The organism is Marinobacter sp. H13 (assembly GCF_059072335.1).
In genome coordinates, this window is the sequence record NZ_JCACRU010000009.1 from 224242 (window position 1) to 247266 (window position 23025).

At 56.1% G+C, this 23025-nt stretch carries 36 protein-coding genes; 34 read left to right on the top strand and 2 right to left on the bottom strand.

Features of this window, described 5'->3' with window-relative positions; translation table 11 throughout:
• Window positions 1–38 precede the first annotated feature (38 nt).
• The 21 genes from AC5JQH_RS22540 (at window position 39) to AC5JQH_RS22640 (ending at window position 12024) form a co-directional block, all read left to right on the top strand.
• Window positions 39–1004: a hypothetical protein gene (locus AC5JQH_RS22540; RefSeq protein ID WP_136631078.1), complete on the top strand. Its 966-nt coding sequence runs from the start codon at window positions 39–41 to the stop codon at window positions 1002–1004.
• Window positions 1005–1238: 234 nt separating this feature from the next.
• A complete protein-coding gene (locus AC5JQH_RS22545) occupies window positions 1239–1442 on the top strand; it encodes a hypothetical protein (protein WP_136631079.1) in 204 nt (67 codons plus the stop codon).
• Window positions 1443–1656: 214 nt separating this feature from the next.
• Window positions 1657–2016 carry a hypothetical protein gene (locus AC5JQH_RS22550; protein WP_372997656.1) on the top strand — a complete coding sequence of 120 codons (360 nt, stop codon included), beginning with the start codon at window positions 1657–1659 and terminating at the stop codon, window positions 2014–2016.
• Entirely contained in the window at window positions 2016–2204 is a 189-nt protein-coding gene (locus tag AC5JQH_RS22555; RefSeq protein WP_493806099.1) for a hypothetical protein, read from the top strand. Before AC5JQH_RS22550 ends, AC5JQH_RS22555 begins: the two co-directional genes overlap by 1 nt.
• Complete coding sequence (locus tag AC5JQH_RS22560) at window positions 2201–2692, top strand: thermonuclease family protein (RefSeq protein WP_493806100.1); 492 nt, start codon at window positions 2201–2203, stop codon at window positions 2690–2692. Before AC5JQH_RS22555 ends, AC5JQH_RS22560 begins: the two co-directional genes overlap by 4 nt.
• A 136-nt stretch (window positions 2693–2828) precedes the next feature.
• The gene (locus AC5JQH_RS22565; RefSeq protein WP_493806101.1) at window positions 2829–4415 is read left to right on the top strand and encodes a phosphoadenosine phosphosulfate reductase domain-containing protein; all 1587 of its coding nucleotides are present in this window, start codon (window positions 2829–2831) and stop codon (window positions 4413–4415) included.
• 179 nt (window positions 4416–4594) lie between these two features.
• Entirely contained in the window at window positions 4595–5002 is a 408-nt protein-coding gene (locus tag AC5JQH_RS22570) for a hypothetical protein (RefSeq protein ID WP_493806102.1), read from the top strand.
• Window positions 5003–5051: 49 nt separating this feature from the next.
• Complete coding sequence (locus AC5JQH_RS22575; protein ID WP_493806103.1) at window positions 5052–5534, top strand: hypothetical protein; 483 nt, start codon at window positions 5052–5054, stop codon at window positions 5532–5534.
• Between the two features lie 213 nt (window positions 5535–5747).
• Complete coding sequence (locus AC5JQH_RS22580) at window positions 5748–5987, top strand: hypothetical protein (RefSeq protein WP_372997644.1); 240 nt, start codon at window positions 5748–5750, stop codon at window positions 5985–5987.
• A 68-nt stretch (window positions 5988–6055) separates the two neighbouring features.
• On the top strand, window positions 6056–6889 hold the full coding sequence (locus tag AC5JQH_RS22585) for a hypothetical protein (protein WP_493806104.1): 834 nt from the start codon (window positions 6056–6058) through the stop codon (window positions 6887–6889).
• Window positions 6889–7188 (top strand): hypothetical protein, encoded by a 300-nt coding sequence (locus AC5JQH_RS22590; protein ID WP_493806105.1) that lies wholly within the window; start codon window positions 6889–6891, stop codon window positions 7186–7188. Before AC5JQH_RS22585 ends, AC5JQH_RS22590 begins: the two co-directional genes overlap by 1 nt.
• 2 nt (window positions 7189–7190) lie before the next feature.
• Window positions 7191–7616 carry a hypothetical protein gene (locus tag AC5JQH_RS22595; RefSeq protein ID WP_493806106.1) on the top strand — a complete coding sequence of 142 codons (426 nt, stop codon included), beginning with the start codon at window positions 7191–7193 and terminating at the stop codon, window positions 7614–7616.
• 211 nt (window positions 7617–7827) lie between these two features.
• On the top strand, window positions 7828–8139 hold the full coding sequence (locus tag AC5JQH_RS22600) for a hypothetical protein (RefSeq protein WP_493806107.1): 312 nt from the start codon (window positions 7828–7830) through the stop codon (window positions 8137–8139).
• A gap of 54 nt (window positions 8140–8193) precedes the next feature.
• Window positions 8194–8784, top strand: a complete 591-nt coding sequence (locus tag AC5JQH_RS22605; protein ID WP_493806108.1) for a hypothetical protein — start codon at window positions 8194–8196, stop codon at window positions 8782–8784.
• A 4-nt stretch (window positions 8785–8788) separates the two neighbouring features.
• Window positions 8789–9250 (top strand): hypothetical protein, encoded by a 462-nt coding sequence (locus AC5JQH_RS22610; protein WP_493806109.1) that lies wholly within the window; start codon window positions 8789–8791, stop codon window positions 9248–9250.
• A gap of 23 nt (window positions 9251–9273) precedes the next feature.
• A complete protein-coding gene (locus AC5JQH_RS22615) occupies window positions 9274–9879 on the top strand; it encodes a hypothetical protein (protein ID WP_493806110.1) in 606 nt (201 codons plus the stop codon).
• Window positions 9880–9916: 37 nt separating this feature from the next.
• Window positions 9917–10123, top strand: a complete 207-nt coding sequence (locus AC5JQH_RS22620; protein WP_493806111.1) for a hypothetical protein — start codon at window positions 9917–9919, stop codon at window positions 10121–10123.
• A 216-nt stretch (window positions 10124–10339) separates the two neighbouring features.
• The gene (locus AC5JQH_RS22625) at window positions 10340–10537 is read left to right on the top strand and encodes a hypothetical protein (RefSeq protein WP_493806112.1); all 198 of its coding nucleotides are present in this window, start codon (window positions 10340–10342) and stop codon (window positions 10535–10537) included.
• 29 nt (window positions 10538–10566) lie between these two features.
• On the top strand, window positions 10567–10956 hold the full coding sequence (locus AC5JQH_RS22630; protein WP_493806113.1) for a hypothetical protein: 390 nt from the start codon (window positions 10567–10569) through the stop codon (window positions 10954–10956).
• Window positions 10946–11614, top strand: coding sequence for a hypothetical protein (locus AC5JQH_RS22635; RefSeq protein WP_493806114.1), 669 nt, complete (start codon window positions 10946–10948; stop codon window positions 11612–11614). The genes AC5JQH_RS22630 and AC5JQH_RS22635 overlap by 11 nt, the downstream gene beginning before the upstream one ends.
• The gene (locus AC5JQH_RS22640) at window positions 11611–12024 is read left to right on the top strand and encodes a hypothetical protein (RefSeq protein WP_493806115.1); all 414 of its coding nucleotides are present in this window, start codon (window positions 11611–11613) and stop codon (window positions 12022–12024) included. The genes AC5JQH_RS22635 and AC5JQH_RS22640 overlap by 4 nt, the downstream gene beginning before the upstream one ends.
• A gap of 260 nt (window positions 12025–12284) precedes the next feature.
• Here AC5JQH_RS22640 and AC5JQH_RS22645 read toward each other — a convergent pair whose 3' ends face one another.
• The gene (locus AC5JQH_RS22645; protein WP_200205258.1) at window positions 12285–13322 is read right to left on the bottom strand and encodes an IS110 family RNA-guided transposase; all 1038 of its coding nucleotides are present in this window, start codon (window positions 13320–13322) and stop codon (window positions 12285–12287) included.
• Window positions 13323–13634: 312 nt separating this feature from the next.
• Here AC5JQH_RS22645 and AC5JQH_RS22650 point away from each other — a divergent pair, with 312 nt between their 5' ends.
• Genes AC5JQH_RS22650 through AC5JQH_RS22660 form a run of 3 tightly spaced genes read left to right on the top strand, consistent with a single transcriptional unit; the run spans window position 13635 to window position 14829 of the window.
• Window positions 13635–13913 carry a hypothetical protein gene (locus AC5JQH_RS22650; RefSeq protein ID WP_493806116.1) on the top strand — a complete coding sequence of 93 codons (279 nt, stop codon included), beginning with the start codon at window positions 13635–13637 and terminating at the stop codon, window positions 13911–13913.
• A gap of 1 nt (window position 13914) precedes the next feature.
• Window positions 13915–14397 carry a hypothetical protein gene (locus AC5JQH_RS22655; protein ID WP_493806117.1) on the top strand — a complete coding sequence of 161 codons (483 nt, stop codon included), beginning with the start codon at window positions 13915–13917 and terminating at the stop codon, window positions 14395–14397.
• A gap of 12 nt (window positions 14398–14409) precedes the next feature.
• Window positions 14410–14829: a hypothetical protein gene (locus AC5JQH_RS22660; protein WP_493806118.1), complete on the top strand. Its 420-nt coding sequence runs from the start codon at window positions 14410–14412 to the stop codon at window positions 14827–14829.
• A 39-nt stretch (window positions 14830–14868) separates the two neighbouring features.
• On the opposite strand, the gene AC5JQH_RS22665 is transcribed toward AC5JQH_RS22660, so the two are convergent.
• Window positions 14869–16110, bottom strand: a complete 1242-nt coding sequence (locus tag AC5JQH_RS22665) for an RNA-guided endonuclease InsQ/TnpB family protein (RefSeq protein WP_136631102.1) — start codon at window positions 16108–16110, stop codon at window positions 14869–14871.
• 160 nt (window positions 16111–16270) lie between these two features.
• Here AC5JQH_RS22665 and AC5JQH_RS22670 point away from each other — a divergent pair, with 160 nt between their 5' ends.
• The 10 genes from AC5JQH_RS22670 (at window position 16271) to AC5JQH_RS22715 (ending at window position 22816) form a co-directional block, all read left to right on the top strand.
• Entirely contained in the window at window positions 16271–16501 is a 231-nt protein-coding gene (locus AC5JQH_RS22670) for a hypothetical protein (protein WP_136631103.1), read from the top strand.
• Window positions 16502–16713: 212 nt separating this feature from the next.
• Window positions 16714–18276: a DNA cytosine methyltransferase gene (locus AC5JQH_RS22675; RefSeq protein ID WP_136631104.1), complete on the top strand. Its 1563-nt coding sequence runs from the start codon at window positions 16714–16716 to the stop codon at window positions 18274–18276.
• A 253-nt stretch (window positions 18277–18529) separates the two neighbouring features.
• On the top strand, window positions 18530–18853 hold the full coding sequence (locus AC5JQH_RS22680; RefSeq protein WP_136631105.1) for a hypothetical protein: 324 nt from the start codon (window positions 18530–18532) through the stop codon (window positions 18851–18853).
• Window positions 18850–19041: a hypothetical protein gene (locus AC5JQH_RS22685; RefSeq protein WP_136631106.1), complete on the top strand. Its 192-nt coding sequence runs from the start codon at window positions 18850–18852 to the stop codon at window positions 19039–19041. Before AC5JQH_RS22680 ends, AC5JQH_RS22685 begins: the two co-directional genes overlap by 4 nt.
• An 83-nt stretch (window positions 19042–19124) precedes the next feature.
• The gene (locus AC5JQH_RS22690; RefSeq protein ID WP_136631107.1) at window positions 19125–19526 is read left to right on the top strand and encodes an MbcA/ParS/Xre antitoxin family protein; all 402 of its coding nucleotides are present in this window, start codon (window positions 19125–19127) and stop codon (window positions 19524–19526) included.
• A complete protein-coding gene (locus tag AC5JQH_RS22695; RefSeq protein WP_493806119.1) occupies window positions 19527–20207 on the top strand; it encodes an RES family NAD+ phosphorylase in 681 nt (226 codons plus the stop codon). It abuts the gene before it with no gap.
• 264 nt (window positions 20208–20471) lie between these two features.
• The gene (locus tag AC5JQH_RS22700) at window positions 20472–20762 is read left to right on the top strand and encodes a hypothetical protein (RefSeq protein WP_136631109.1); all 291 of its coding nucleotides are present in this window, start codon (window positions 20472–20474) and stop codon (window positions 20760–20762) included.
• 14 nt (window positions 20763–20776) lie between these two features.
• Window positions 20777–21325: a hypothetical protein gene (locus AC5JQH_RS22705; protein WP_493806120.1), complete on the top strand. Its 549-nt coding sequence runs from the start codon at window positions 20777–20779 to the stop codon at window positions 21323–21325.
• A gap of 214 nt (window positions 21326–21539) precedes the next feature.
• Entirely contained in the window at window positions 21540–22025 is a 486-nt protein-coding gene (locus tag AC5JQH_RS22710) for a hypothetical protein (protein ID WP_493806121.1), read from the top strand.
• 128 nt (window positions 22026–22153) lie between these two features.
• Window positions 22154–22816, top strand: coding sequence for a hypothetical protein (locus tag AC5JQH_RS22715; protein WP_493806122.1), 663 nt, complete (start codon window positions 22154–22156; stop codon window positions 22814–22816).
• Window positions 22817–23025 lie beyond the last annotated feature (209 nt).

A 23025-nucleotide genomic window follows, 5' to 3' on the forward strand; every position in this document is an offset into this window, starting at 1 on the left:
ACCTGCGAATACTGCACTCGATATAAGGTTCCCCATCCATGCCCGACATCTATGATCTCTCAGGCCCATTTGGTACTCGTTTCAAGACGAACGGTGTTCGCTTCGAGCCCTTAAGTGAGGTTATACCTAGCCTGGAGTACATCAAATTCACGATGATTCAACCGTCAGCGGGTGATGTTATCGATATGGCTCATCAGCGGGCCGGAAATGCTGAGATGGTTTTCGTTAATTCCGGCAAGCGGGAGGTTCTTGAGGTATCAGGCGCCTATTTATGGCGTTTTTTGACCGCTGTCCCTCATAACCTGGCCGACGAATCGGGCACAAATTATCGCAATGAAACCTATGGTGGCGTAGAACCTGAACGCTTGGTAGATATACTCCGCCGGATTTATCGACACCTTCTTATACCGAACGAAACAATCAAGGAGAGTGCAGAGGCTGAGCGGGTTTCGAGCATTCTTGTCGATCGAGAGGGCTACGTTCATGCCCAGATGGGGCCAACTATCAGCGAGGAAGACGCTCGAGAGATCGAAGAGCTCCTGAACGGTTATCTGGCCGAGAATCAGGATAAGGTGATATCTGAAATCCAGTTCTGGATGGACCACATTCTTTCTTCTCCGCCTTTAAAACAATCGTTCGAGCGGGACGGTGATTGCCTCAAGCCGGTATTCACAGAGATCCAGTGGCCTGAGAAGTTAAGTGAACTTTCATGGAGGGACTTCATGGGTTCGCTCACCTCTCAGACAACCAACGATTGCCCCGCCTATTTGAGCGTTTCTGACTGCTGGGATAAGCAGTGCGACGAAATGGTTAAGAATGCGCTGAAAGCCCTTTCAGAGTCGCACAGCGGCTCCCGGGCACTTAAGAGGCTGGCGGATGTTGCTCTGGAACACGGTGTTGATCTGACAAAGGTGAACGGTACCCAGGCGCTGTTCGAACAGTTTTCAAAGCAGGCTGAAGCCCTTGGCGAAACAGTTCTCAGAGATCATTCGCTCACAAACTGAGACTTTTCGGCGCAAAAGCAGAAATCAATCAACTCTCTGATGCACGCTTCGGCGTGCTTTTTTATGTCTGGCGTTCCGCCAGCCCTGGGCCTACGGCCCTTTGTTGTGCACTGAGGCCGGTTGGCTACGCTACGGCTGCGCCGCGGATAGATAGGCCATAAAGCACCTTTCAAGGTGTACTTATTCTGGTATAATGGTTATCAGGTTAGGCAAACGTACAGGCAGGAGCACGATATGGCACAACCCAGCACCCGATTTGGCTTGAAGATCATCCGCTGCCCAGACGCTATGCGATGGTATTCCTCCCACATCGGGGAAACTTTCCCGTTGCTGGCGGATTTCGGGGACGAGTTTAAAAGTCGCGAACCGGAAGGTTACGTCAATTTTATTCAAAAAGGCGACTGCGAGGTGGTCGAACTCACCCAACCAGCCAGCTAGCACGATGCAACACCTCCGCCCTGCCCGCCATTGAGTGGGCTTTTTTGTGCCTGGCGTTCCGCCAGCCGGGGCGCAAGCGCCCTTTCTTGTGCACTGAGGCCGGTTGGCTACGCCACGGCTGCGCCGCGGTTAATTAGCCTTAAATACACCTTGCATGGTGTACGCATTCTGGTACAATGGTTTTCAGGTTAGGTAATCACGCAGGAGAGTTCCCATGATTTTGACATTCCGTAAGTTTGTGAAGGCGAAGTACGACGCCCGCCCAAAGCTGAAGACTTACTACGGGTCGTTTGAGACCTATTTTCAGCATTACTTCCGGAACCATCGGTATGCCGAGTGGTTGGAGACCCTGCGCGATTCTGAGCCCTCACTGGGCTTTGTGAACAGCATCGCCCGGAACTACATCCAGCTCAGTGGTGTCCAGCCCCGGGAAATCTCCCAGATCCTGGCGGGCATTTCGCGCCAATACAATGTCGAGATCCCGGCCGTCGAGGGCATCCTGACCCCTGAATACTGGGAAGAGAAGGCAGCCCAGATGCACCTGACTCCCAACGACATTCAGAAGGTGGCCTGATGAGCTATAGCGACGCCGAGATCCGAGCTTTCAGAAAGATAGCTGCCGGTGATACCGGCAGCGGCCGGAAGGCCAGTGACATCATGAAACAAATGCGTGAGGGGGACAGGGCCGACCTGCAACACAAGGTGCGCGTTGGCCGCCTGACGCAATCACAAGCTGAAGCCATCTTCGGAGGACCGCTATGAGGCTCCTGATTGCCCTTCTGGGCGCCCTGCTCTTTTCCCAGGCCCAGGCATTCGATGTGCAGGGCACCGGCTACATCTACCGGGCCGTGGACGGTGACACCTACTGGGTCTCCGGCATCGAGCCGCAGGTCTACCGCCAGCTCTTTGCCCATTCGCGAGACAGGAACCACTTCAACGACCGGTACCGGAGTGTGAAGATGCGCCTTGGCGCGGTTGATACGGCAGAGTCTGTCCATACCAATGAGGCCCGCAACACCCTCAGGGGCAAGTCGATCAGCGCTCACATGAAACGCCTGACGGAAGACCAGCAGGTCACCTTCCGATGTTGGGATGTGGGTAAGTATGGACGCCCGATATGCTCTGTTTCTGCGGCCAACATTGGGGATATCGGCCTGTACCTGATCCAGAACGGCTTTTCTGAATACATCACGCACTGGGGGCGGCACCCCTATATGGACGCCCAATACCGCCAGGCTGGCGGCGGTTAGACCGCCAGCAAACAGCTCTAGCGCTGTATCTCTTTAATGCTTTTCCGGGGAAATAATTCACCGATACACCTTGCAGGGTGTATTTATTCTGGTAGAATGGTTTCCAGGTTAGGGCAATTTGAAGAGGCAGAGAGACATGGGCATTTACAAAGAGATCGCAGTTAAGCAACTGTTCGACATCACCAACATCAAGCGCATCTTTGAGAGCCATCTGGATCGCGAGACCCTGGAGAGCTACCGCCTCCCGATCTCCAACCCCAGCGCCCAGGTTATCGTGGGCCTTTCTGGGGGTGCTGACTCCTCCGTGCTGGCACTGTTCGCCGCGGCGTACCTGGCGCCGCACTACAAGAACCTGACATTCCTTTTCACCGACACCGGTGCTGAGCCGGATAGCTGCTACACCGCCCTCGATCAGATCGAGGAAATGACCGGCATCGCGGTTACCCGCCTGCAGCCGGAGAACGACCTGTTCGGCCTGATCGACAAGTACAACGGCTTCCTGCCGTCTGGCCGGGCCCGGTACTGCACCCGCCAGCTCAAGATCGACCCGCTAACCCAATACATGGCCACCATCCCGGCTGACAACGGTTACGTGTCGCTGGCGGGCATCCGGTACGACGAGGCCGACCGGGACGGCATCAGCTTCCAGTACAGCATGGAGACGGACGCCAAGGCCGCGTTCCCTTTCATCGACCTGAAAATCACCAAGGCGATGGTATTCGACATTCTGGACCGCACCATCGGCATTCCTGAGACCTACAAGTACCGCTCACGCAGCGGCTGCTATAACTGCTTCTTCCAGCGCGTAGCGGAGTCTGTGGGCATGCTGGTGAACGACCCGGACAACTTCGAAATCACCGAGCGCCTGGAGAAGCTGACAGCCGAGGACGAGAAGCGCTGGGACAACATCCCCGTGACTCTGACCGAAGCGGGTTTCCCGGCGGCATACCCGGTGCCGGCGTTCATCGATATCCGCAAGGACGAGAAGGTACCCAAGAAGGCCCCTGAGCGGGTTAAGACACGCAAGGACGACCAGACCGAAGACCTGTTTGGCTTCGAGCCTGAGACCGACGAGCTGGCGTATGACGAGCTGTTCGTGGCGTTCGCCCTTTACACCGACTCTCGCATTGCCCAGTTCACCGGCCGGGAGTTCACCCCAGGCACATACTGGCAGGAGCTGATCACCCTCAGCCCTTCCCTGACTGGCATCAAGTCCGCCGTGGGCAACCACTACAAGTTCAAGGCCACCACACCCATGCCCCACTACGATCTGGCTGACATGAAGATTGTCATTACCCAGATCCGGTTCCCCAAGGGCACCATCGATACTGGCAAGCCGGCAGCGGAGTCCTTCACCTGGAAAAGCGAGACCGCCTACAAGCAGCTTCGCAACCTGGTGAAGCACTGCCAGGCGGTCCTGCAGGAGGCTGACCTCAAACGCCGCTACGAGGACGCTCTGGGCGTACTGGAGAGCGACCCGGCAGACGAGCGCACCGCCATGGACGCCGCCGAGCAGGTGGACGTGCTGGCTGCCATGATCGCCCGACTGCCCAAGGTAACCGGGGAGCTGGCATGGGAAGGCCTCTACACGCCGAGCAAGGACGTCTCTGAGCAGGTCCAAATGCAATTGGACGGGGTTAGCGTCCAGACCGAGCGCACGGCCGCCAGAGAGGGCCTGGAGCACGACGAAGTGCCCATGGCCTGCCTCGCCTGCTCAATCTGAGCGGGCGCAGCCCGGCAGGCTTCGGCCTGCCCCTCCGCTTCGCGGATTTCTTGTGCACTGAGGCCGGTTGGCTACGCCACGGCTGGCGCCGCTGGAATTAAGATTTATACACCTTGCGTGGTGTTTAATGCCTGGTAAAATAGGTTTCAGGTTAGGCAAACAACAGAGGCAGAGGCATCATGAGCACCCCAGAACGTACCGCTATTTTCATCGATCCCGTTAACCGTACTGTCACCGAAGTTCCGTACGACGGCACCCTTGAACGATTCACTGAATTGACTGGCGCTGACAGGATTGAGGCGACCCCAGTTATAAACGCTGGGCCAGGGGGGCGACTCGATGAAGAGGGCTTTTACATCGAAGGAGAAAATCTGTTTGAAGGTTATCGATATGACGATTCGATTCTTTTCGATGGTGATGCCTTGTTTACGCACTTCTGTTTCTTTCGTTTTCCCCTATATCCGGGGCTGGTTGCAGGACCAGTTCTGATCGCAGGCGTAGACGAGAATGGCAAGAGTTGTGCTCCAGGAATCACTGCAGAACAAATTCAGAAACACATCAAATGGCTCGGGATGAGCCTGACTTGAGGCCAGCGATAGCTGGCGCTGTATCAACATAAGACCACAAGGACCGATGATGAGGACACTGAGAGATCTTTTCCGACACTACCAGATCGCCAACGAGCGGGTTGATCAGGAGGTTTTGCGACTGCGCTTTGAAGGCGTGGATGAAGGATTTGAAGAACATTTGGCCAAGTGCCTGCCAGAATCCGGGTATCCGTGCGACTGGGTTACGATGCTGGCGAAGCCGATCGGGGAGCAAATAAAACAGGCTGGCGGGTTCCAGCGGGTGGAAGTGCTGGGCCCCATGGGCATAGGAGCTCGGGTCAGTTTTCATTGCTACAAGAACGCGGACGATTCGATTGAAGACATCCAGGTGATGACTGTGGAGCCATGCCTGACTGATCTCTCGGACTCTCCGCTTCGTGTTGTAGACTACTCGACTAACACAGGTCGTTATGCGCCCGGGACTACCGGTGAGGTTAACGGACTGAACCACCCGTGCCGGCCGATCGATCCCCGAACGGCCGGTGACGGCTGGCTGCAATATCTCAGCTGACATAAGCCGTTGCATCAGAGCCCGCCTAGCGGGCTTTTTTTGTGTCTGGCGTTCCGCCAGCCGGGGCGCGGGCGCCCTTTTGTGTGCACTGAGGCCGGTTGGCTACGCCACGGCTGCCGCCGTGAAATCCTGACTAAATACACCTTGCAAGGTGTCTTAGATTTGCTATAATTCTCTACAGGTTAGGCAAACAAACACAGGCAGGAGAACACCATGATTAACTCAACCCCGATCCCTTTCTTCACTGATGACATCGCCATCGTTGCTCACACCACTTCCAGCGACATGAGCGACGCCATTGGCAAGCCGATGACCATCCGCGAGTTTGGCGAGCGCGTTAACGGCCCGGTTTATCTGGGCACCACCGATAACGGCGAGCTGTACGCAGCTGCCGGCCGTTACCCGAACATCCAGTTCCTCCACGGCCCGGAAAACATTCAGGCCGCCGCTTAATTCCAGTTTTGGCTGGCAGTCTTTCCGCTAACGGGCTGCCAGCCCTTTTCGAATTCCGAGGTATCGATATGAGTGCCCAACTTAAACTGACAGACATCTTCTCTGCAGACGACAAGTGCGAGTTCCATGGCGCAGCCGCCCTCCCCTTGCCGAGCAGCTTCAATCCGGGATCAATCTATGTGCGCGTTCACATCCGGATCCACACCCCCAGCTATCGCATTGTCAGCAACAGCCACCCCCAGTTCCCGGACGCCGAAAGCAACGATGCCTTTTACGAACAGATGGGCGCCCTGCTGAGCGACGAGCACATGATTGTCGACGGCACCTACGCCAGGACTTTCGGAGAAGTTCCGGAGCGTCTGCACATTCATCCGGATGATCTTAACGGGCTGGTTTCCCTCGATCGCCTGGTGCGCATCGTTGAGGCAATCAAGTCCGGGAAAAGCAAAGAGAGCAGCCTGCGCTGGATCGACATTTATGCCATTTGTGAGGAGCTGGATGATGACGAGAAACTGAACCGGCTGACCTACTACCGTGAGGAGCTGGCTGAGACCCTTCTCGACTCTGCTTACACAGGAAAACGAAAGGTCTACCGAGACATAACAGGCCATGGACTGTTTTACGAGTATGGTGCAATCAACTCGGGCTTTCCTGGTCTGCAGTTTGTGGAGCATTTTTCGACTGGCATGGGCGCTTGTCCGATCGCCCGCCAGTTCGAGAAAGAGCTGATTGACGACCTGATCAATCAAGGGCTGCTTCACGAGCGAAGCAAAGACGGCCGCCTTTGGCACCGCGCCAGCCTGAAGACCGAGCTCAACCAGATTCGCAAGGGAGACAGAACCTCCCTATGGGCAGCAGCCATGCGGGTCGCGACACCTAAGAAGAATCCATGGGAGAGATAATGCCTCATATCGTTAGCCAGCAAGGACGCTGGGTAAATGTCTTTATCAAAGTCGATGACGCCACAACGCACCATTTTCTGGTGCGTGAGGCCCATTTTGACGATGACATGATCACGCTGAAATTCAGCCAGGATGAATCAGACGACGATCCGGTTTTTCGAAGCTACTTCCGGGAAAGCTACATCGGATATGGATACCGGATCATTCCGGAAGAGTCCGATGAGCTGGTAGAGGCGACGAAAATTTCGATTATGGACGCCGAATCAGCGCCGGCCCTTCCCAGTGTCAGGAGAAACTGAAAATGCCGTTATTGATACGCGAAGATCTTGAATGGTCCGATGATGGGGATGAGAGCCGGGAATACCGGCGGATAGCCCGCAACTGGAATGCTATTCACCGTGCAATCCTGAGCCAGCCTTATCCATGCTTCACCACGGATATCGACAAGGGATTTTTCTTCATTTTTGAAGATGAGCTGCTGTTTTGCTCCGGCTACGCCTTCGACGATCCAAGTAAGGAGCCACATTGGGACCTGTCTTGCCCGCTTTATAACTTTGATGGCCAGGGCGCCGAAGATCTGGCAGACCTTTCGGGGAAAATGGAGAGCTGGCTGAAAAAGCCCTCTTTTGTTCTGCTGCCGGATGGTTTCGATCTAGCCTCTATTCCAGACATTCCCAGTCGCAAGGGTTTTGAAACGCAATCGATGTTCTACCTGGTTGAGGTATAGGCCCTCAAAACTCTTGCTGAGAAGCCCGCATTGCGGGCTTTTTTTGTGTCTGGCGTTCCGCCAACCAAGGGGCCTACGGCCCTTTCTTGTGCACTGAGGCCGGTTGGCTACGCCACGGCTGCCGCCGTGTTATTCTCTCTATATACACCTTGCAAGGTGTACGCTCGATGGTAAAATGGTTCTCAGGTTAGGACATATAGAGGCATAGCAAATGACCGGCACTTCCAAGCGGATACAGCACTTCGACAGAGCACTGAAAACAGTGGCAGCCCATTTCTCACGTTATGGCCGTAAGGGGGCCGTGGCACCGGTCACCCGGACTCTGGAATGTGCGTTTGAGACGGATTCCCAGTTTTCAGACGCACTGTCTGCCTCACTAATGCTTAAGGCCCAGAAATCGCCCGCCCTTAAAGCAGGGCTTGAGGGCTGGAATGTTTGGGGATCCAAATCATGGCTCGATAGCGCCCAGGCGCATGAGGGGCGCACCCTCGCTGAGATACGCGCCACCTTGGCACCGCAGTAGCCATGATCGACCAAGATAATTTTTCTCCTTTACGTTAATTCTTGAGGTATATCCATGAGCGCACCCAAAGTAACCATCGAAACCTCCACCATGACCGTGGAAAAAGCCCTGATGAATCAGGTTCGGGATATGCTGGCGGCGGTAGCCTCCGGAAACATCCCGTTCTCCACTGAAATCAGCGCCCTTCGGAAATCGGTGAACGATGCTCTGGACAAGGTAAACGCACAGCACCTGATGCAGGGCCGGTACCGCTGTACCCACTGTTTCCATGAGTGGACCGTCGAAGACGAACTCAACGACGCCAAGGACTGCCCAGAGTGCAACACCCCGGCGATTGAGCCCTACTTCAGCGGGAACCCCTACGACTTCAACGCGGTACCAACGTACGCGCTGGCGGAACATGAACGCCGGCACCCGGACCCGGCTGCCTATGGCACCTACACCGTCGAGGTTCACCGGACTGCCGTTCGCTGCCGTGAGATTCAGGTTGAGAACGAAATTGGCCCGGCCTCCGCGGAAATCCATGCCATGGCCCTGGCCCCGGATCAGGTATTCAGCAGTGATATTGATGCTGAATACCACGTTGAAGGCCACGAATTTGAGCCGGCGGATCTGCCGGACACTCAAACTGACAACGCGGGTTAACACCATGTCGCCGGCGTCCATGCAAACCACCATGTTCTACCACGGCGCATCCCAGCCCGGCTTTACCGTCTGGCGGGATGACCGGGGGCGCAGCGACGAGGCCGACATGCTGTTTCTGTCCCGATCGCCCAACGTGGCCCGGCGCTATGGTGAGGTTTTCCGCCTTGAACTTCAGGTGGACACCCTGCCGGTGATCACACTGGATGACTGGTTCAACGGCGATTGCCCTGGTACCAGCTTCATCATCCGCGGCGATGGCGGGTACGACTTCCCGGTGGACACCCTGGTTCTTCGAGAAGATCCCCGGACTACGTTTGTTCCGGTGGTGGACGTTGAGAGCCTTGATGACGGCCTGGCCATTACCCACGACCCAGTGTCACCCGACGATCGCCAGTTTCAGGCATACCTGACTGAACACTACGGCGGGGACTTCCAGCAATTTTCCGCGGACGTCGCTCGCCTTTAACCGTTTTTCGCCCAGGAGGCACCATGAAATCTATCAAAGTCGTTATCACTACAAGTTCCGGGGCCCTGATTCACAGCCCTACTCTCGCAGTTTTCCCCATCACCCAGACCGATCTTGATCGCATCGGCCAGATCAGGGAACTGATTTCCAGTTACGACCTGTCAGAGGCTCGGTACACCAAACCGGAGGTTGCATACCACGGAGGGGACTTCACTCTGGGTGTTCCAGAGATTGTCGTCACTGGGAACCAGTTTTACGTCAGCGCCCTATTCCATGAGTACGAAAACGAGACGCCCTGCAACACCGTGTCTTTCGACTTCAAGGATCTGGTCGAGGCCTTCGAGCAGTCCGCCGATGGCGATATCTGGTTCGCCGGCCAGTCAGAGGAAGATCTGCTCGAGCAGGTTTGCGAAAACGCCGAGGATTTCGATCTCGACAAGAACCCGATCGGATATCAGGTGGCCAACACCGCGACCGGGGAGCACTGGGACGACCGTCCGTCCTATGAAGTTATCCCGTACGCCTTAGCCTCAGAGGAATTTGAAAAAGCCAAAGGGTTTGGCGATAAGTGGGAACTCTGGACGATCTATCCCGACACGATCGAAGAACCAACACTTGCCCTCGTGTAGAGGGCAACAATCAATCAAACGCATCCAAGGAGCCAGCATGTCTCAGAACGCGAATCCCCTGCCCCTTACCGTTGGTGACTCGGTGATTGTGCCCGGCTTGAACAAGGCGGGAAAGATCTTGATGCCTGACCCGGATCCGGCTTCACATCCCAACGGCTCCAACGAGCCCCTCTGGTACCTGAAGTTTTCCGATGGCACCGAGGGTGGCGGCTGGCGAGAATCGGAGCTGATGCGCCAGCCCTGAAACATTCATTGATCTCAGATGACAAGAACAGGCCTTTCGAGGCCTGTTTTTTTGTGCCTGGCGTTCCGCCAGCCAGGGGCGCAAGCGCCCTTTCGTGTGCACTGAGGCCGGTTGGCTACGCCACGGCTGCGCCGTGAAAAAACGCCGAATACACCTTGTACGGTGTACGCTCTCTGGTAAAATGGTCCTCAGGTTAGGAAAACACGAGGTGGCAGCATGACCAAACGACACAACAAAGAGGCCCTGATGAGCAGGGCCTGCAGACTAGAGAACAAAGCTGAGCGGCTGATCAAAGAAGATCCGGACGGCAATCATTGGGATATTCAGGACTGCTATCAGGAGGCCGATCGCCTCCGCCAGTGGGCCGAGTTCGGCTGCCTGTCTGGCAATCCGACCAGTACATGGAGGCCCTAACGATGCCATCATTGCTGAGAGGGTGCGCTATGCAATCTGGCACTCCGGAATCCGCCGAGGAAGCCATTCGCGAAGCTTTCCGCTCCATAAAACGTTACCAGCTGAAAACGTGGGTACCGCTGACCGTCACCTATTGCGGCAACACAGCCCACTTCCTTGCCTGCCAGAAACGACTCAAAGCGTTTACTGAGCCGGCGCCGGCTATCCACCTTGTCACCATTACTGCCGGCAGTTTGTTACCCGGACGCCCGGTGACCTACAACAGCCAGACGTTTCGTCTGACTGGGAAGAACGAGCTGAAAGAAACGGGGCTGGTCAGTGAAGCCTCTGAAGAGTTGCTTTCACTGTGGGGCCAGTCCGGTTTGCCGCTACGCCAAATCAACAAATCCGGTCAGGGGGACCAGCAACATGCCCAATAGCTCTCAATTCAAGGTTACCAAGACCATCACTATCAACATCCGTTGGAGCACGACCGAAGAAACCCCTGAGCGCCACCTTGAAGCACTTGAGGAGACCGGTTTGGACCGGGCCCATGAAATGATGCTTCAGGGATACAGTGAAGGCGAGCTCTACGACAATATCACCATGCCCGGAGACCCTGAGGAAGGCGTTGATTACCGGGGCTGGTGGACCAGTGAAGCATCCATTGATCGCGAGATCCCCGTGTTTGATGGTTTTGCGGCGGAAGTGGCTGCCAAAATCCGAGCCCTGGATCTTTCAGCGGACGTTAACCCGGAGTTTATTGACCAAGCTGCCGAGGACGGGCTTTCAGTTATTCAGGCGGTTCAGAGCTGGTTTGCAGATCGCGAGTTCGACTGCAGCAATCTACACCCCCTTTCCGGGTCGGTAAGTGAATACGGAATCGGCGTCGTGCATCTTGAGCGCCCCTACATCCCCATCAGCGAGGAGTCTTTCAACGACTATCTGAAAGACGGTGAAAGCGATCTGTACCTGACGCTCAGTGGCGTTGTTGTGACCTATGGCACTGCGGATATGGGCCTGGCACTGATGCCACTGAATAAGGAAATGGTCAAATTCGTATTGGATAAGCACCAGGAGTCGGGAGCAGACGCATGAGGTACACGATCAATCTCAACTCAGTTGAGCAACGGGCCGATACGCTGGATGCTGTCTTGACGATTCTGGCGGACTTTACGGACTTTGACCGGGCCGCCATTACCCAGGATATTCTTTACAATGGCGCGGCCAGCGTCCTTTCCGGCCCTGATACGGCTCTTGTTGTGGATACCATGTACAAGGAAGCGAAGCAGGCCCGGGAGTGCGCCCGGGAAATGTACGCCCGGGACGGTGAAGTAGAATTCGCCGATGACCTTCCCGTGGCCTTTGCCGATGATGGGTACCGGGTGATGTGCTGGGTCTGGGTCGATGCCGCCGACGCCGGGTGCGACGATCTGGACGAGGATGCCGACGAGGACAACATAGAACTCGTGTATGGACTCCTCCTCTATTGCAAGCACTTTGTCTGATCGCGACTAAGGTACGACTGCCTACGTGTATTCGGTCTCTTTAATGATGCCGTCCCTGTAGGCATCGGACCCTGATGGGCTATCCGCGCACTGGTTCCCAATCGCTTACACGAGCTCAAGGCTCCACGTTCATTAGGGGTTTCCCAGCGCCGGTTCGACCTGTTCGCCATCAATCAAAATGCCATGCAATCGTGGTGTTGGACGTCTCCTGAAAAGTTGCCGGTTGTTACCCTGGCACACTCAGCCTTGCAGCTACCCACTCAAACTCCTGCCGCTGAGAGCCCTTCGTTATAGGCTTCCTCGTTGTGTACCAGCGCCCAGGCAATACGGGCTGTTTTGTTGGCCAATGCCACCGTTGCCACATTGACATGCTTCCGGGCGGCAAGGGCTTTGAGCCAATGACTCAGTCCGTCGTCTTTGCTCTCAACATGACGCAACACGGCCCGTGCTCCGTGAACGAGCAGCTTGCGCAGGTAACTGTCGCCGCGCTTGCTGATCCCTAACAGACGATCCCGTCCCCCGGTGCTGTGCTGTCGAGGTGTCAATCCAAGAGAAGCGGCAAAGTCTCGTCCTTTGCGGAAGGCCTTCCCGTCGCCCAGGGCACCTGCCAAGGCACTGGCTGTGAGCGGCCCCACGCCGCGTAATGTCATTAAGCGCTTTGCTACAGGATCCTGCCTGACACTCTCAGTGATCCGGTCATCAAGGGCTGTGATGCGATCATCAAGATGCCGGAGGTCCTCGGCCAACCCATTGAGCAGAATGCGGAAACTATCGGTAAGCTCGCTCTCAGCATCTTCAAGCCAGCCTGGTAAGGCCCGGCGCAGCTGCTGGATGCCCACTGGCGCTACAATACCGTACTCGCCCACTAAACCCCGGATCTGGTTGGCCTTGGCCGTGCGCTGCCCCACAAGCTCTTCCCGGATCCGATGTGCAGCCTGAATATCCTGCTGAGCGACCGTCTTTGGAGCGACAAATCGCATGTTCGGGCGACTCATGGCTTCGCAGATTGCCTCCGCGTCTACTCGGTCGTTCTTGTTGCTCTTGACGTAAGGTTTGACAAATTGGGCGGCAATCAACCGAACATGATACCCCCGCTTCTGGAGTTCCCGAGCCCAGTGGTGTGATGACGCGCAGGCTTCCATACCAATCTCGGCGCCGGCCGGTACTTTTCGGCTGAGGGCATCAAGCCACTTGCTGCGAGAATACTTGCCTTGCCATCGAGTTTGGCCGTGACGGTCTACGCCGTGCACGTGGAAAACTGATTTGGCAATATCAACACCGACACGGATAATGTTCACTTGGGCTTCTCCTCATCTTCATGATGGTTGGCTAATCACTCACCATTTTGCCACGTAGATGCCGGTGAGGTGAGGAGGAGTCCATCCCATTGCTTATATCTCAGCCGCCAGTCACATAGATGTCGAATTCGACGAGCACTCTGTGGCCTCTCTCGGTGATGACCCCGGCGCATACGTGTCTGGCTGGGTTGAAGTAAGCTTTGGCGCCGTTGAAGATCAGGCTTCTATTGCTTGATATACACCTTGCAAGGTGTTCATTCTGTGGTACAATGGTCGTCAGGTTAGGCAAACATACACAGGCAGGAGAACACTATGCAAAAAGCAGATTTACTCAAGGCACAGCGCCTATCACGGGCTATCCTTCTGGATATCCTCTCGAACGATACGCTCAAGAAGATCGACAACTTCAGTGAGCTTCACGATCATGTCGATGCCAATTGCTTGGGCGGCGTCGGCCAGTCCTGGCACTGGTTGCACGATGAGGAGAACAAACTGGACATCCTCAATGAGGCCCAGAACATGGTTAACCGGGCGCTGGGGGTGATTAACGCCAAGATCCCAGCCGACAGCAACAACGCAGAAGGACACTGAGATGAGCACCGACGACATTACAGCAATCGGCAAACGCCACGGCCTTGAGTTCGATTCGGTGGCCTCCGGTGGCCGCTACCAGCTGCTGATGCTCGCCCCAAGTGGCGATGAGAAGCCGGTGTTCGTTCTGGAGAATCCGGAAAACGGCGAAGGGCCCTCAGATCCGAATGCCCGGATCGGGATTATCTGTTACCCGAATATGGACCGGTGGACTGACTGTGTTGAGGCTGTATTCCCCAACGCCGAGGCCGCGCTGAAGCAGCTCGCCAGCGCTGACTTCCGGACAGCCCTTATCTGGGAAGTTGCCGGCCTGCTCAACCCGGGGCCTACTATGGAAGCCGCCCATGAGGCTATTGCGTGGACAGAAGAGGCTCAGCGGGTGATCAAAAAGCAGAATTTCACCTTTGCCGAAATGGCCAATGAGATTCTGGAAACCTCCGGGGCTGAGATTGCTCTTATCCCCCACCCCGGCATCCAGGATTAATCAGGAGGCAACATGAACGTACATTTCGAGCGCAACGTGATGGAGAAGAGCGACGTTATCGCGCTCTTCCAATCCTTCACTCTGGAGGATCTGCGCAAACGCTTTGTTTGGGCGAATGCGTTTTTTGAGCGCAATGACCAGCCAGAGTATTACTTGAGCGGTCTGGTCGAGAAAATGTACAAGCTTGGGTACCGAGTCTATGCCGGAGACCTTGAGATTATGCCACTTGGCCGGGAGACAATTCACGATAAGGCGTACCTTTGGACCCGGATGGACGACATTAAAACCGGCCGCCATGGCGACTCCCTGATGCCCACTCTTGGTGATGCACTGGTTTCCCAGGATAACCCGGGCGCCTTGATTGAGCAGGCCGTCTGCATCCTCCGCGCCTATCGGAATGGCTTTGATGCTCGCAGCTCAGAGGTTCATTGACATCCTCCCCGGCATGAATGCCGAGGATTCCTGCGGCGCTCAGGCAGGGCATAGAGCCTTGCCTGAGTCGCTTCGGTGGGTTCCTGCTGCTGGCGACCTTGCTGCATCGCTCACTTCACAGGCGAACCGGGCGTGTCCCGCCCTTAAAACATTGATCGCGCCAACCGTGTCGGCATTTTCTTTGAAATCGCACTCGACACAGTGGAACAGCGATTGCGTTCGGCGGTTCTCTGCCGACACATGGCGGCAAGCCGGACAGGTTCGACTGGTGTTGTGTGGCGGTACCGCCACCAACCACCCGCCACTCCATTGGAGCTTGTAGTCCAGCTGGCGGCGGAACTCGAACCAACCTTGATCCAGAATGCTCCGGTTCAGACCGGATTTGGCCCGGACGTTGCGTCCGGGTTGATCGGCGGTGCCTGCCGCTGACTTCGACATATTTCGCACCTTTAAGTCCTCGATACACACCATCGCGTGGTTTTGGCTGATGGTCGTCGTGGCTTTGTGCAAATAGTCGCGGCGGGCGTTACCGATCTGGGCATGGATGCGCTGAACTTTGGCTTTCGCTTTCTTCCAGTTGTTGCTGAATTTGGTTTTGCGACTGAGCGCCCGCTGCGCTTTGCGCAGTCGGGCCTGATGTTTTTTGAAGCTGTTGAGGGGCTTCAGATGGTCGTCACCCTCGAAGGCCGGCAGCGGCCGGTCGAAGGCGGCGAAGCGAGCCACGCCCAGGTCGATGCCGATGGCATCGCCCTTGGGGATCGGCGTTTCCACCTCACGTTCGGTCTGGATACTGACAAACCATCTACCGCCCGACTGGCTGACGGTGACGTTTTTCACCGTGCCCAGAACTTCACGACTGTTGCGATACCGGACCCAGCCCAGCTTAGGAAGGAATAGGCGATTATTCGCTTGGTCGAGCTTGATTTGTTTGGGGTCAGGGTAGCGAAAGCTGTCGGAGATGCCTTTCTTTTTGAACCGAGGGAAATCAGCCCGCTTGGCGAAAAAGTTGGTGTAGGCCCGCTCCAAGTCTTTCAGTGTTTGTTGCAGTGGGTGAACCGGAGCCTCCGCAAGCCAGACGGTTTCCGGAGCGTTTCGCCATTCGGTGATCTGCTTGCAGAGCCCGGCGTAGTTCAGCTTCTTCTCGCCCTGATCGTAACGGGCCTTTTGCAGCCCCAGCGCCTTATTGAACACAAACCGGCAGGAGCCCGCGAAACGGCGCATGAGGCGCTGTTGCTGACCATCGGGCCGGAGTTCGTACTTAAAGGCTTGCAGGCGTTTCATTCAGCTCATCCACCACTGTTCGTACATACAGTATTATAGGCCACGTTCCGTGGCCACGCTATCCTTCCCCGGCCTGAAGTGCCGAGGCTTGTCGCGTTTCTTGGTCAACACTGGCCGGACTGCTGGGCGTGGATCCCTCAATGTTTAAGGACGACGAGTGATGAATCAGAGCCGATTGCCCGATCCCAAGGCAAACCCTCACCCGACCGAGGTTGAGGCGCAACCCAGCGATAACGTCATTGTCCGCGTGGAATCCCGCGAAGGCTACGCAATGGACATTGGCCGGTACCTGCACGGCATAGAAAGCTGGCGGGTCGACGGGATTTCCGGAGATGCACCCGTTGTGGAGTGGTGGCCCATGCCGGAGCCCGGCACCGGTACCATGATCTAAACCACAGCCATGATAAAAACCCGCCTTTGAGCGGGTTTTTTTGTGCCTGGCGTTCCGCCAGCCGGGGCGCAAGCGCCCTTTCGTGTGCACTAAGGCCGGTTGGCTACGCCACGGCTGTCGCCGTGAAAAAAAACACTAAATACACCTTGCAAGGTGTCTCTGTTTTGCTATAATTCTCTACAGGTTAGGCAGAAAAACAGGCAGGACAGAACATGAGCGTTATCATCTACTCCCGAGTTGGCGAAAACAACGGCACCCGCCGGATCTGGATGGAAGGCTTCCATCTCCGTCACGGTGGCATTGAGCCGGGCGTCACTCTGCACATCCGCAAGCACGAAAAGAGCAACGTGTTCCAGTTGCACCCGAAGCCGGGTAGCGACTCCCTCGGCACCGTGCGCGTTTCCCGCCGTACCCTGAAGGACGGCCGCACCAAGCCGCTGATCGAAATCAAAGACCCGACCGTTCTCGACGCCCTCCCGGGCCAGATGAAGCTACGCATCGGCGTCTTCAAGGGCAAGATCACCATCCGGGCGCACGTTGACGAAGAGCGCATCAAGGCCCGCGAGAAGGACTTTCTCGAAACCCTGATGAAGGGCGAGCCCCTGCAGCTGGGCTCCCTGTTCCACGGCGGCGGGATGCTCGACTACGCCCTTCACAGTGGCCTTGAGCGCGTCGGCATCTCCAGCTATACCAAGCTGGCGGTTGAGTGGGATCCGCGCTACATCGGAAGCAGCTACGCCAACAATCCCCAGTTTTTCCGGGAAGATTCCATCATCATCAACGGCCCGATTCAGGACTCTGTGCTTCCTGCAGACCTGAGCCTGCACATTCTGACCGGCGGCGTCCCCTGCGTCGGCGCTTCCAAGAGTGGGATTTCCAAGAATGGCCTTACCCACCCGGAAGAACACGATCAGGCCGGCTCGATGTTCTATTACTTCCTCCGGTACATCGAAGCGATGAATCCGGCAGTTATCACGCTTGAGAACGTGGTCGAGTACGCTTCCAGCGCCAGCATGGCTATTATCCGGTCTGTGCTGAACCAGTGGGGCTACACCCTGCGTGAGACCGTCCTGAACGGCAACCAGTTGGGCGCGTTCGAGAATCGCGATCGTCTGGCTATGATCGCAACATCGAAGGGTCTGGATGCTATGAACCTGTTCCCGGAAGTTCGCAGCGTTGCGAAGAAGCCGGACACGCTGGCTGACATTGTGGAGCAGTTCAGCGCTGAGGACGAAATCTGGAAAGACTACGATTACCTCCGCGTTAAGGCTGACCGCGACAAGGCCGCTGGCAAAGGTTTTGCCATGCAGGAGCTTGACCTCACAGCTCAGAAGGTTGGCACTATCGGCCGGGGTTACGCGAAAGTCCGCAGCACCGAGCCGCGTATCAAGCACCCAACTGACGAGAAGCTGACTCGCCTGCTCACCCTGACCGAGCACTGCGCGGTTAAAGGTGCCCCGGCATCTATCATCGCGGGCAACTCCAACACTGTCGGCCATGAGATCCTTGGTCAGGGCGTGATCATCCCAGCTTTCGAAGCGGTCTTTGTTGAGCTTGGCATTGAGATGCTGACCCAGATCGGCCTGACCGTTGGCACCATGGCCGCCAACGATGAATGGTTCGACAGCGACATCCTGTACCTGACTGCCGAGCAGCAGGAAATGCCGCAGGCAGCCGCGATTGATCTGGACCGGTACCCGCACATTGTTCACTTCGCCGATGACAGCATTGCACTGATCGGAGGCCATCGCCCGGCACTGGCCCAAGCCGCCTGACTCCCGTCACAGGGAATACCTGGGATTCCCTGTGACACCCCGAATGCCTGCCAACCTTTGCCCGCTTTGCGGGCTTTTTTTTGTGTCTGGCGTCCCGCCAGCCCGGGCGCGGGGCGCCCTTTTGTGTGCACTGAGGCCGGTTGGCTACGCCACGGCTGCGCCGCGGAGAAATGAACCAATATACACCTTGCATGGTGTGCGCCCTCTGGTAAAATGGTTTACAGGTTAGGTAATCACAGCGCAGGAGAATCCCATGAGAGATGTCACCGAAACTCTTCACTCGATCGGTTACAAAGGCCCCTCACCTGTCTTGGTGAAAGATGGCTATGTTGTTTCGCCAGTGCGTCAGTTCTGGCCGAGCTTTTACCAGCAAGTACGAACCGACTACCTGATGGAGAACATCGAGCCAGGACGTTTTGTTCGGTACAACGATATCTCGCTCAGAAGTTCCGGTTCTGCCGAAGTACTGAGTGTTGACGGCAAGTTCGCAAAGGTTCGCTGGCTGCAGTCCGGCATCAAATCAACTGAACACATCCCCAGTCTGGAACTGCTCGAGTCACAGGAGAACGCGGCATGAGTTCCTTGAAGCTTCGGCTGCAGGAAGAAGGCATCGAATCCACCATGCTGGACGATCTGGTTCACGATGCGGCATCCCGGCGAGCCAGCGCCATCAACAACGATGGCATGAGCTCTCAACTTGAATATCTGGAGCAGTGCGGCGTTTCCGACCAGGAAATTGCAGACGAACTTGGAGTCAGTCTGTGATCACTGATTTAGTCCATATATAGACTTTAGGGCTTTATTTGTCTATACTTGGACTAAATAGGGATTTGAACCGGAGTTTCGCCATGAATACCGCCAGCGCACAGAAAAGCTTCAGCAACAAGGAACTCAGTGTTGCCGGCCTGAAGGCCGCGTTCAACATCCTCGATAAATGGGGATGCAGTGCTGAGCAGGCTCAAGCCATCTTGCGCTTGAAGCGGGCGACGTACTTCAAGCTGAAAGGCGATCCGGACAGCGCCAACCTTGATGCCGACCAGCTCGCCCGGATCAGTATGCTGCTGAACATTCACCAGGCACTGCGGATCGTGTTTGAGAACCCAGAGAACCAGTACGGATTTATGAAGATGAAGAACCACAACCCGTACTTCTCTGGCCGCAGCCCAATGGAAGTTATTGAGGGCGGTGAGTTCACCAAGCTCTACGAAACATTCAAGCGCGTTGATGCGCTACGCGGAGGACTGGTTTAGATGGGCGCTTCCCTACCCACAAAAATGCTAGAGCGAGTGAAAGGCTACCGCCTTATCAACTCGAAGCTGCCGACCATCCATCTATTTGAGGATGTTTCGAGCCTTGAGGATTTCGAGACTCTGTATGCCCTCCAGGAGCTGACCAACCCTCGCCTTAACAACGAGGTTGGGAGTCTCGATTACCTCTCTCTGGATGAAGTGCCGTGGGAGATCCAGGGAACCAGTTATGCCGTGGCACCGTTTACTCACGTTGCACCGGACGGAAGCCGATTCAGCAATGGCGATTATGGTGTTTTCTACATTGCTGACACCAAGGAAACTGCTCTGTCTGAGGTTTCTTATCACTGGGGCCGCTACGTTGCCGGGGTTGAAGACCTGAAGTTCGATCGAATCGTTCTGCGCACTCTGGCAGTTCAGTTCTCCGGTGAGCTGGCGGACGCCACAGCTCTGGAGCTGTCAGATCCGATCTATGACAAGGAAGACTATGCTGACGCCCAGGCACTCGGTGCAAAGCTTCGGAAAAACGATTCCGAAGGGATCCAGTACTGGTCTGTTCGCAATCCCGGTGCCACTTGCTGGGGCCTGTTTACCCCGCGTCGTGTAGAAAGCGTGGTTCAGGCCGGTCATTATGAGCTGATCATCTCTAACCGGCAGATCGTGGACACTGCCGAGCTGGTCTAACGCCGGCACAACGTTCAACGGCCGGGCGGACTCCTGCCGCCTACCTACCTTCCGCCCGGCCACCCTATCCCACTCGCCTGCTTAGCGGGTTTTTTTGTGCCTGGCGTTCCGCCAGCCGGGGCCTTCGGCCCTTTGTTGTGCACTGAGGCCGGTTGGCTACGCCACGGCTGCGCCGCGGGAAATTAACCCTATATACATCTTGCGAGGTGTACGTTGTCTGGTAAAATGGAGTTCGGTTAGGCAAACAGGCAAGAGGCAGGAAACATGAACATCGCATCCGTACCCGAGGCGCTTCTTGAAGAAGCATATCTTCTGAGCGATCAGTTTGACGAGATTTATTCCGAAGCCTACTCCAGCGCTCGCCATGCTGGTCTGGACGATGGCAACGCTCGCCAGTGGGCAAACGGCAAGGCACGCGCAGCTTTCCCGGATATCGGAGAGGCGGAAGCTCTCATTCGTCAGGAGCAGGATTATCAGGCTCTGGCGAACAAGCTGGCTTATGACGCGACCAACCCGGACTTTGACCCGGTGTTCGACAACGATATTCCCTACTGAGGAGGAGTGATGATATGAAATACGCAGCAGGTAATATCGAGCTGGCTACTGCGGCGATGTGTGTCTGGGAGACTCTGAACATCCCGGACCACATTAATGGCCCATACGGCGAATACCTCGAGGGCGCCCTGAACGATCAGGGCGTTTCGGAGACCCGGGAGCGGGCTGCAAACCTTGCGATTGAGATCAACCATCTCTATGGCCGGGTCGAGGAGTTCTATGATGAGCCTTTCGACATGGAGTTTGTTCCTGGGATCATCGACGCGCTGTTCCAGTTGTTCGGTCATTTCGGTGTGGCCAGCTACGACCGCCGCCTCTCCGAGGGGCACTTTCTCGCAGCGTGGGCCCTGCTCAGCAGTGTGGATGTGGACGTGGATCAGCTGAAAGCTCCGGGCACCCGGTTCAGCGCTATCCGGCACAGGCAGGGCTTCAGCCTGTCAGCAGAGCCTTCCGACGCAGAGCCCTTCAGCTTTGGTTGCTTCCGCACCATGAGGGACGCCCGCGTTGCTGCACGCACCTTCGAGACCTTGGCGGGCAGTCGCCCAGACGCTCAAGCCGCGTAATCGAGTCATTTACCAGCGCCCGCCAGAGCGGGCTTACCTAACCCGGGGGGCATCTCCCCGGGGCGCAAGCGCCCTTTGATGTGCACTAAAGCCGGTTGGCTACGCCACGGCTGCGCCGTTACCCCCCCCTCCCCTGAGATACACCTTGCAAGGTGTCTGCATTCTGGTAAAATGGTTACCAGGTTAGGACATCAATGGCAGGAGTAATCATACGATGAGCATTAAGAATCTTCCCGATCTGGACCAGCGGGTTATCAAGTCCCTCAAAGAACACCTGAGCACCGGCTATGAAAAGTCGAGCGAGGCGGTTCAAAGCGTCATCGAAGCCATTCAACTGGGTAAGATTCGTCTTACACGCCAGGCTGACACCCATGGTGGCTTCGAAGAATTAGCCGGTGACTGCTTTAATCCGGATGCAAACCCCAGCGTCCCCGCCGAACAACTAAAGCGCGAAGCAGAAAATTTCCGCCGCAAAATCCGACGTACCGGTGTTTGGGTGATGATTTCCGAGTACTGGACCGGCCGTGAATGGAAAAGGTTCGACAACATTACGGACAACATCATTGGGGGCTTCGTTGGCCATGACTTCTTTGGTTCAGGTTATGAGCTTCAGGTTATGGAAGCAGCTCTTGATGCCTATAACCAACAGGATCTCGATGCAGACGGCTTCGTGATCGACCCCTATCGCAAAGCAGCCTGAGAGGAGATCAGATTATGCACGCACTTCGATTTCGCTAGAAGCTGCCCGTAATCTGAATCGCGAAATTCTTCGCCCACTGTAACCATTCGCCCGGGGTTTCCCGGGCTGCAGAATTAAAGGACAAGTGCATGAACCGCCCTACCCACAAAATTTCGACCACCATGATTTTCGAAGCGCTGGAAATGCTGGCCGACCAGAACGAGCTTGAGGATCGAGATCCAGCACTACAGACGGTGAAAACGCCGGTTTGGGCCGCGAAAATCCGCGACGCCGTGAATGAGGCCCTGACTACCGACCGCGAACCTTCCGTGACAGTGACGCCGGAGCTGGCGGACTACGCGAATGAATCCCTCAGTGATGCAGCTGCATCAGCTCAGGAAGGTGGAAGGTTTTTGCCGACAGATTGGCACAACCTGATATCGGGCGCCTACTCGCAGTATTTGAAAGCCGCTGGCGAAGATGAGGCTAATACCGATTTCAGTGCGGAGGCCCTGGCAACTATAAGCACGAACGAACTCGACTCCAGCAACGTCATCTCATTCCTGAGATTTCAGCAGGGTCGTGAGTTTGACCACGTTTCCACTTTGCCATCGGAATACGAGCATCTGGTGGAAGGCATCAACGTCACGGACTACTGTGTCACTTACCCTGGCCCGAGCCTTCTCGGGTATGACCCCAACACTGGTGAAGCTTGGTTCCAGGACTACAAAGAGGAGTTCCGGGGACCGCTGGAAGAGATTGAGCGGAAATTCTACTTGTGGGCGATCGTAGAGGGCGATCTCGCTTCCTAGAAGCGCCCTACTTCCTTCCTGCTGGCCCGCAAATGCGGGCTTTTTTGTGCCTGGCGTTCCGCCAGCCCAGGGCCTACGGCCCTTCTTGTGTGCACTAAGGCCGATTGGCTACGCCACGGCTGGCGCCGCGGGATTTTGGATCATATACACTTTGAAAGGTGTCTGTTTATTGGTAAAATTGTTCTCAGGTTAGGCAAACAAAGAAGGCA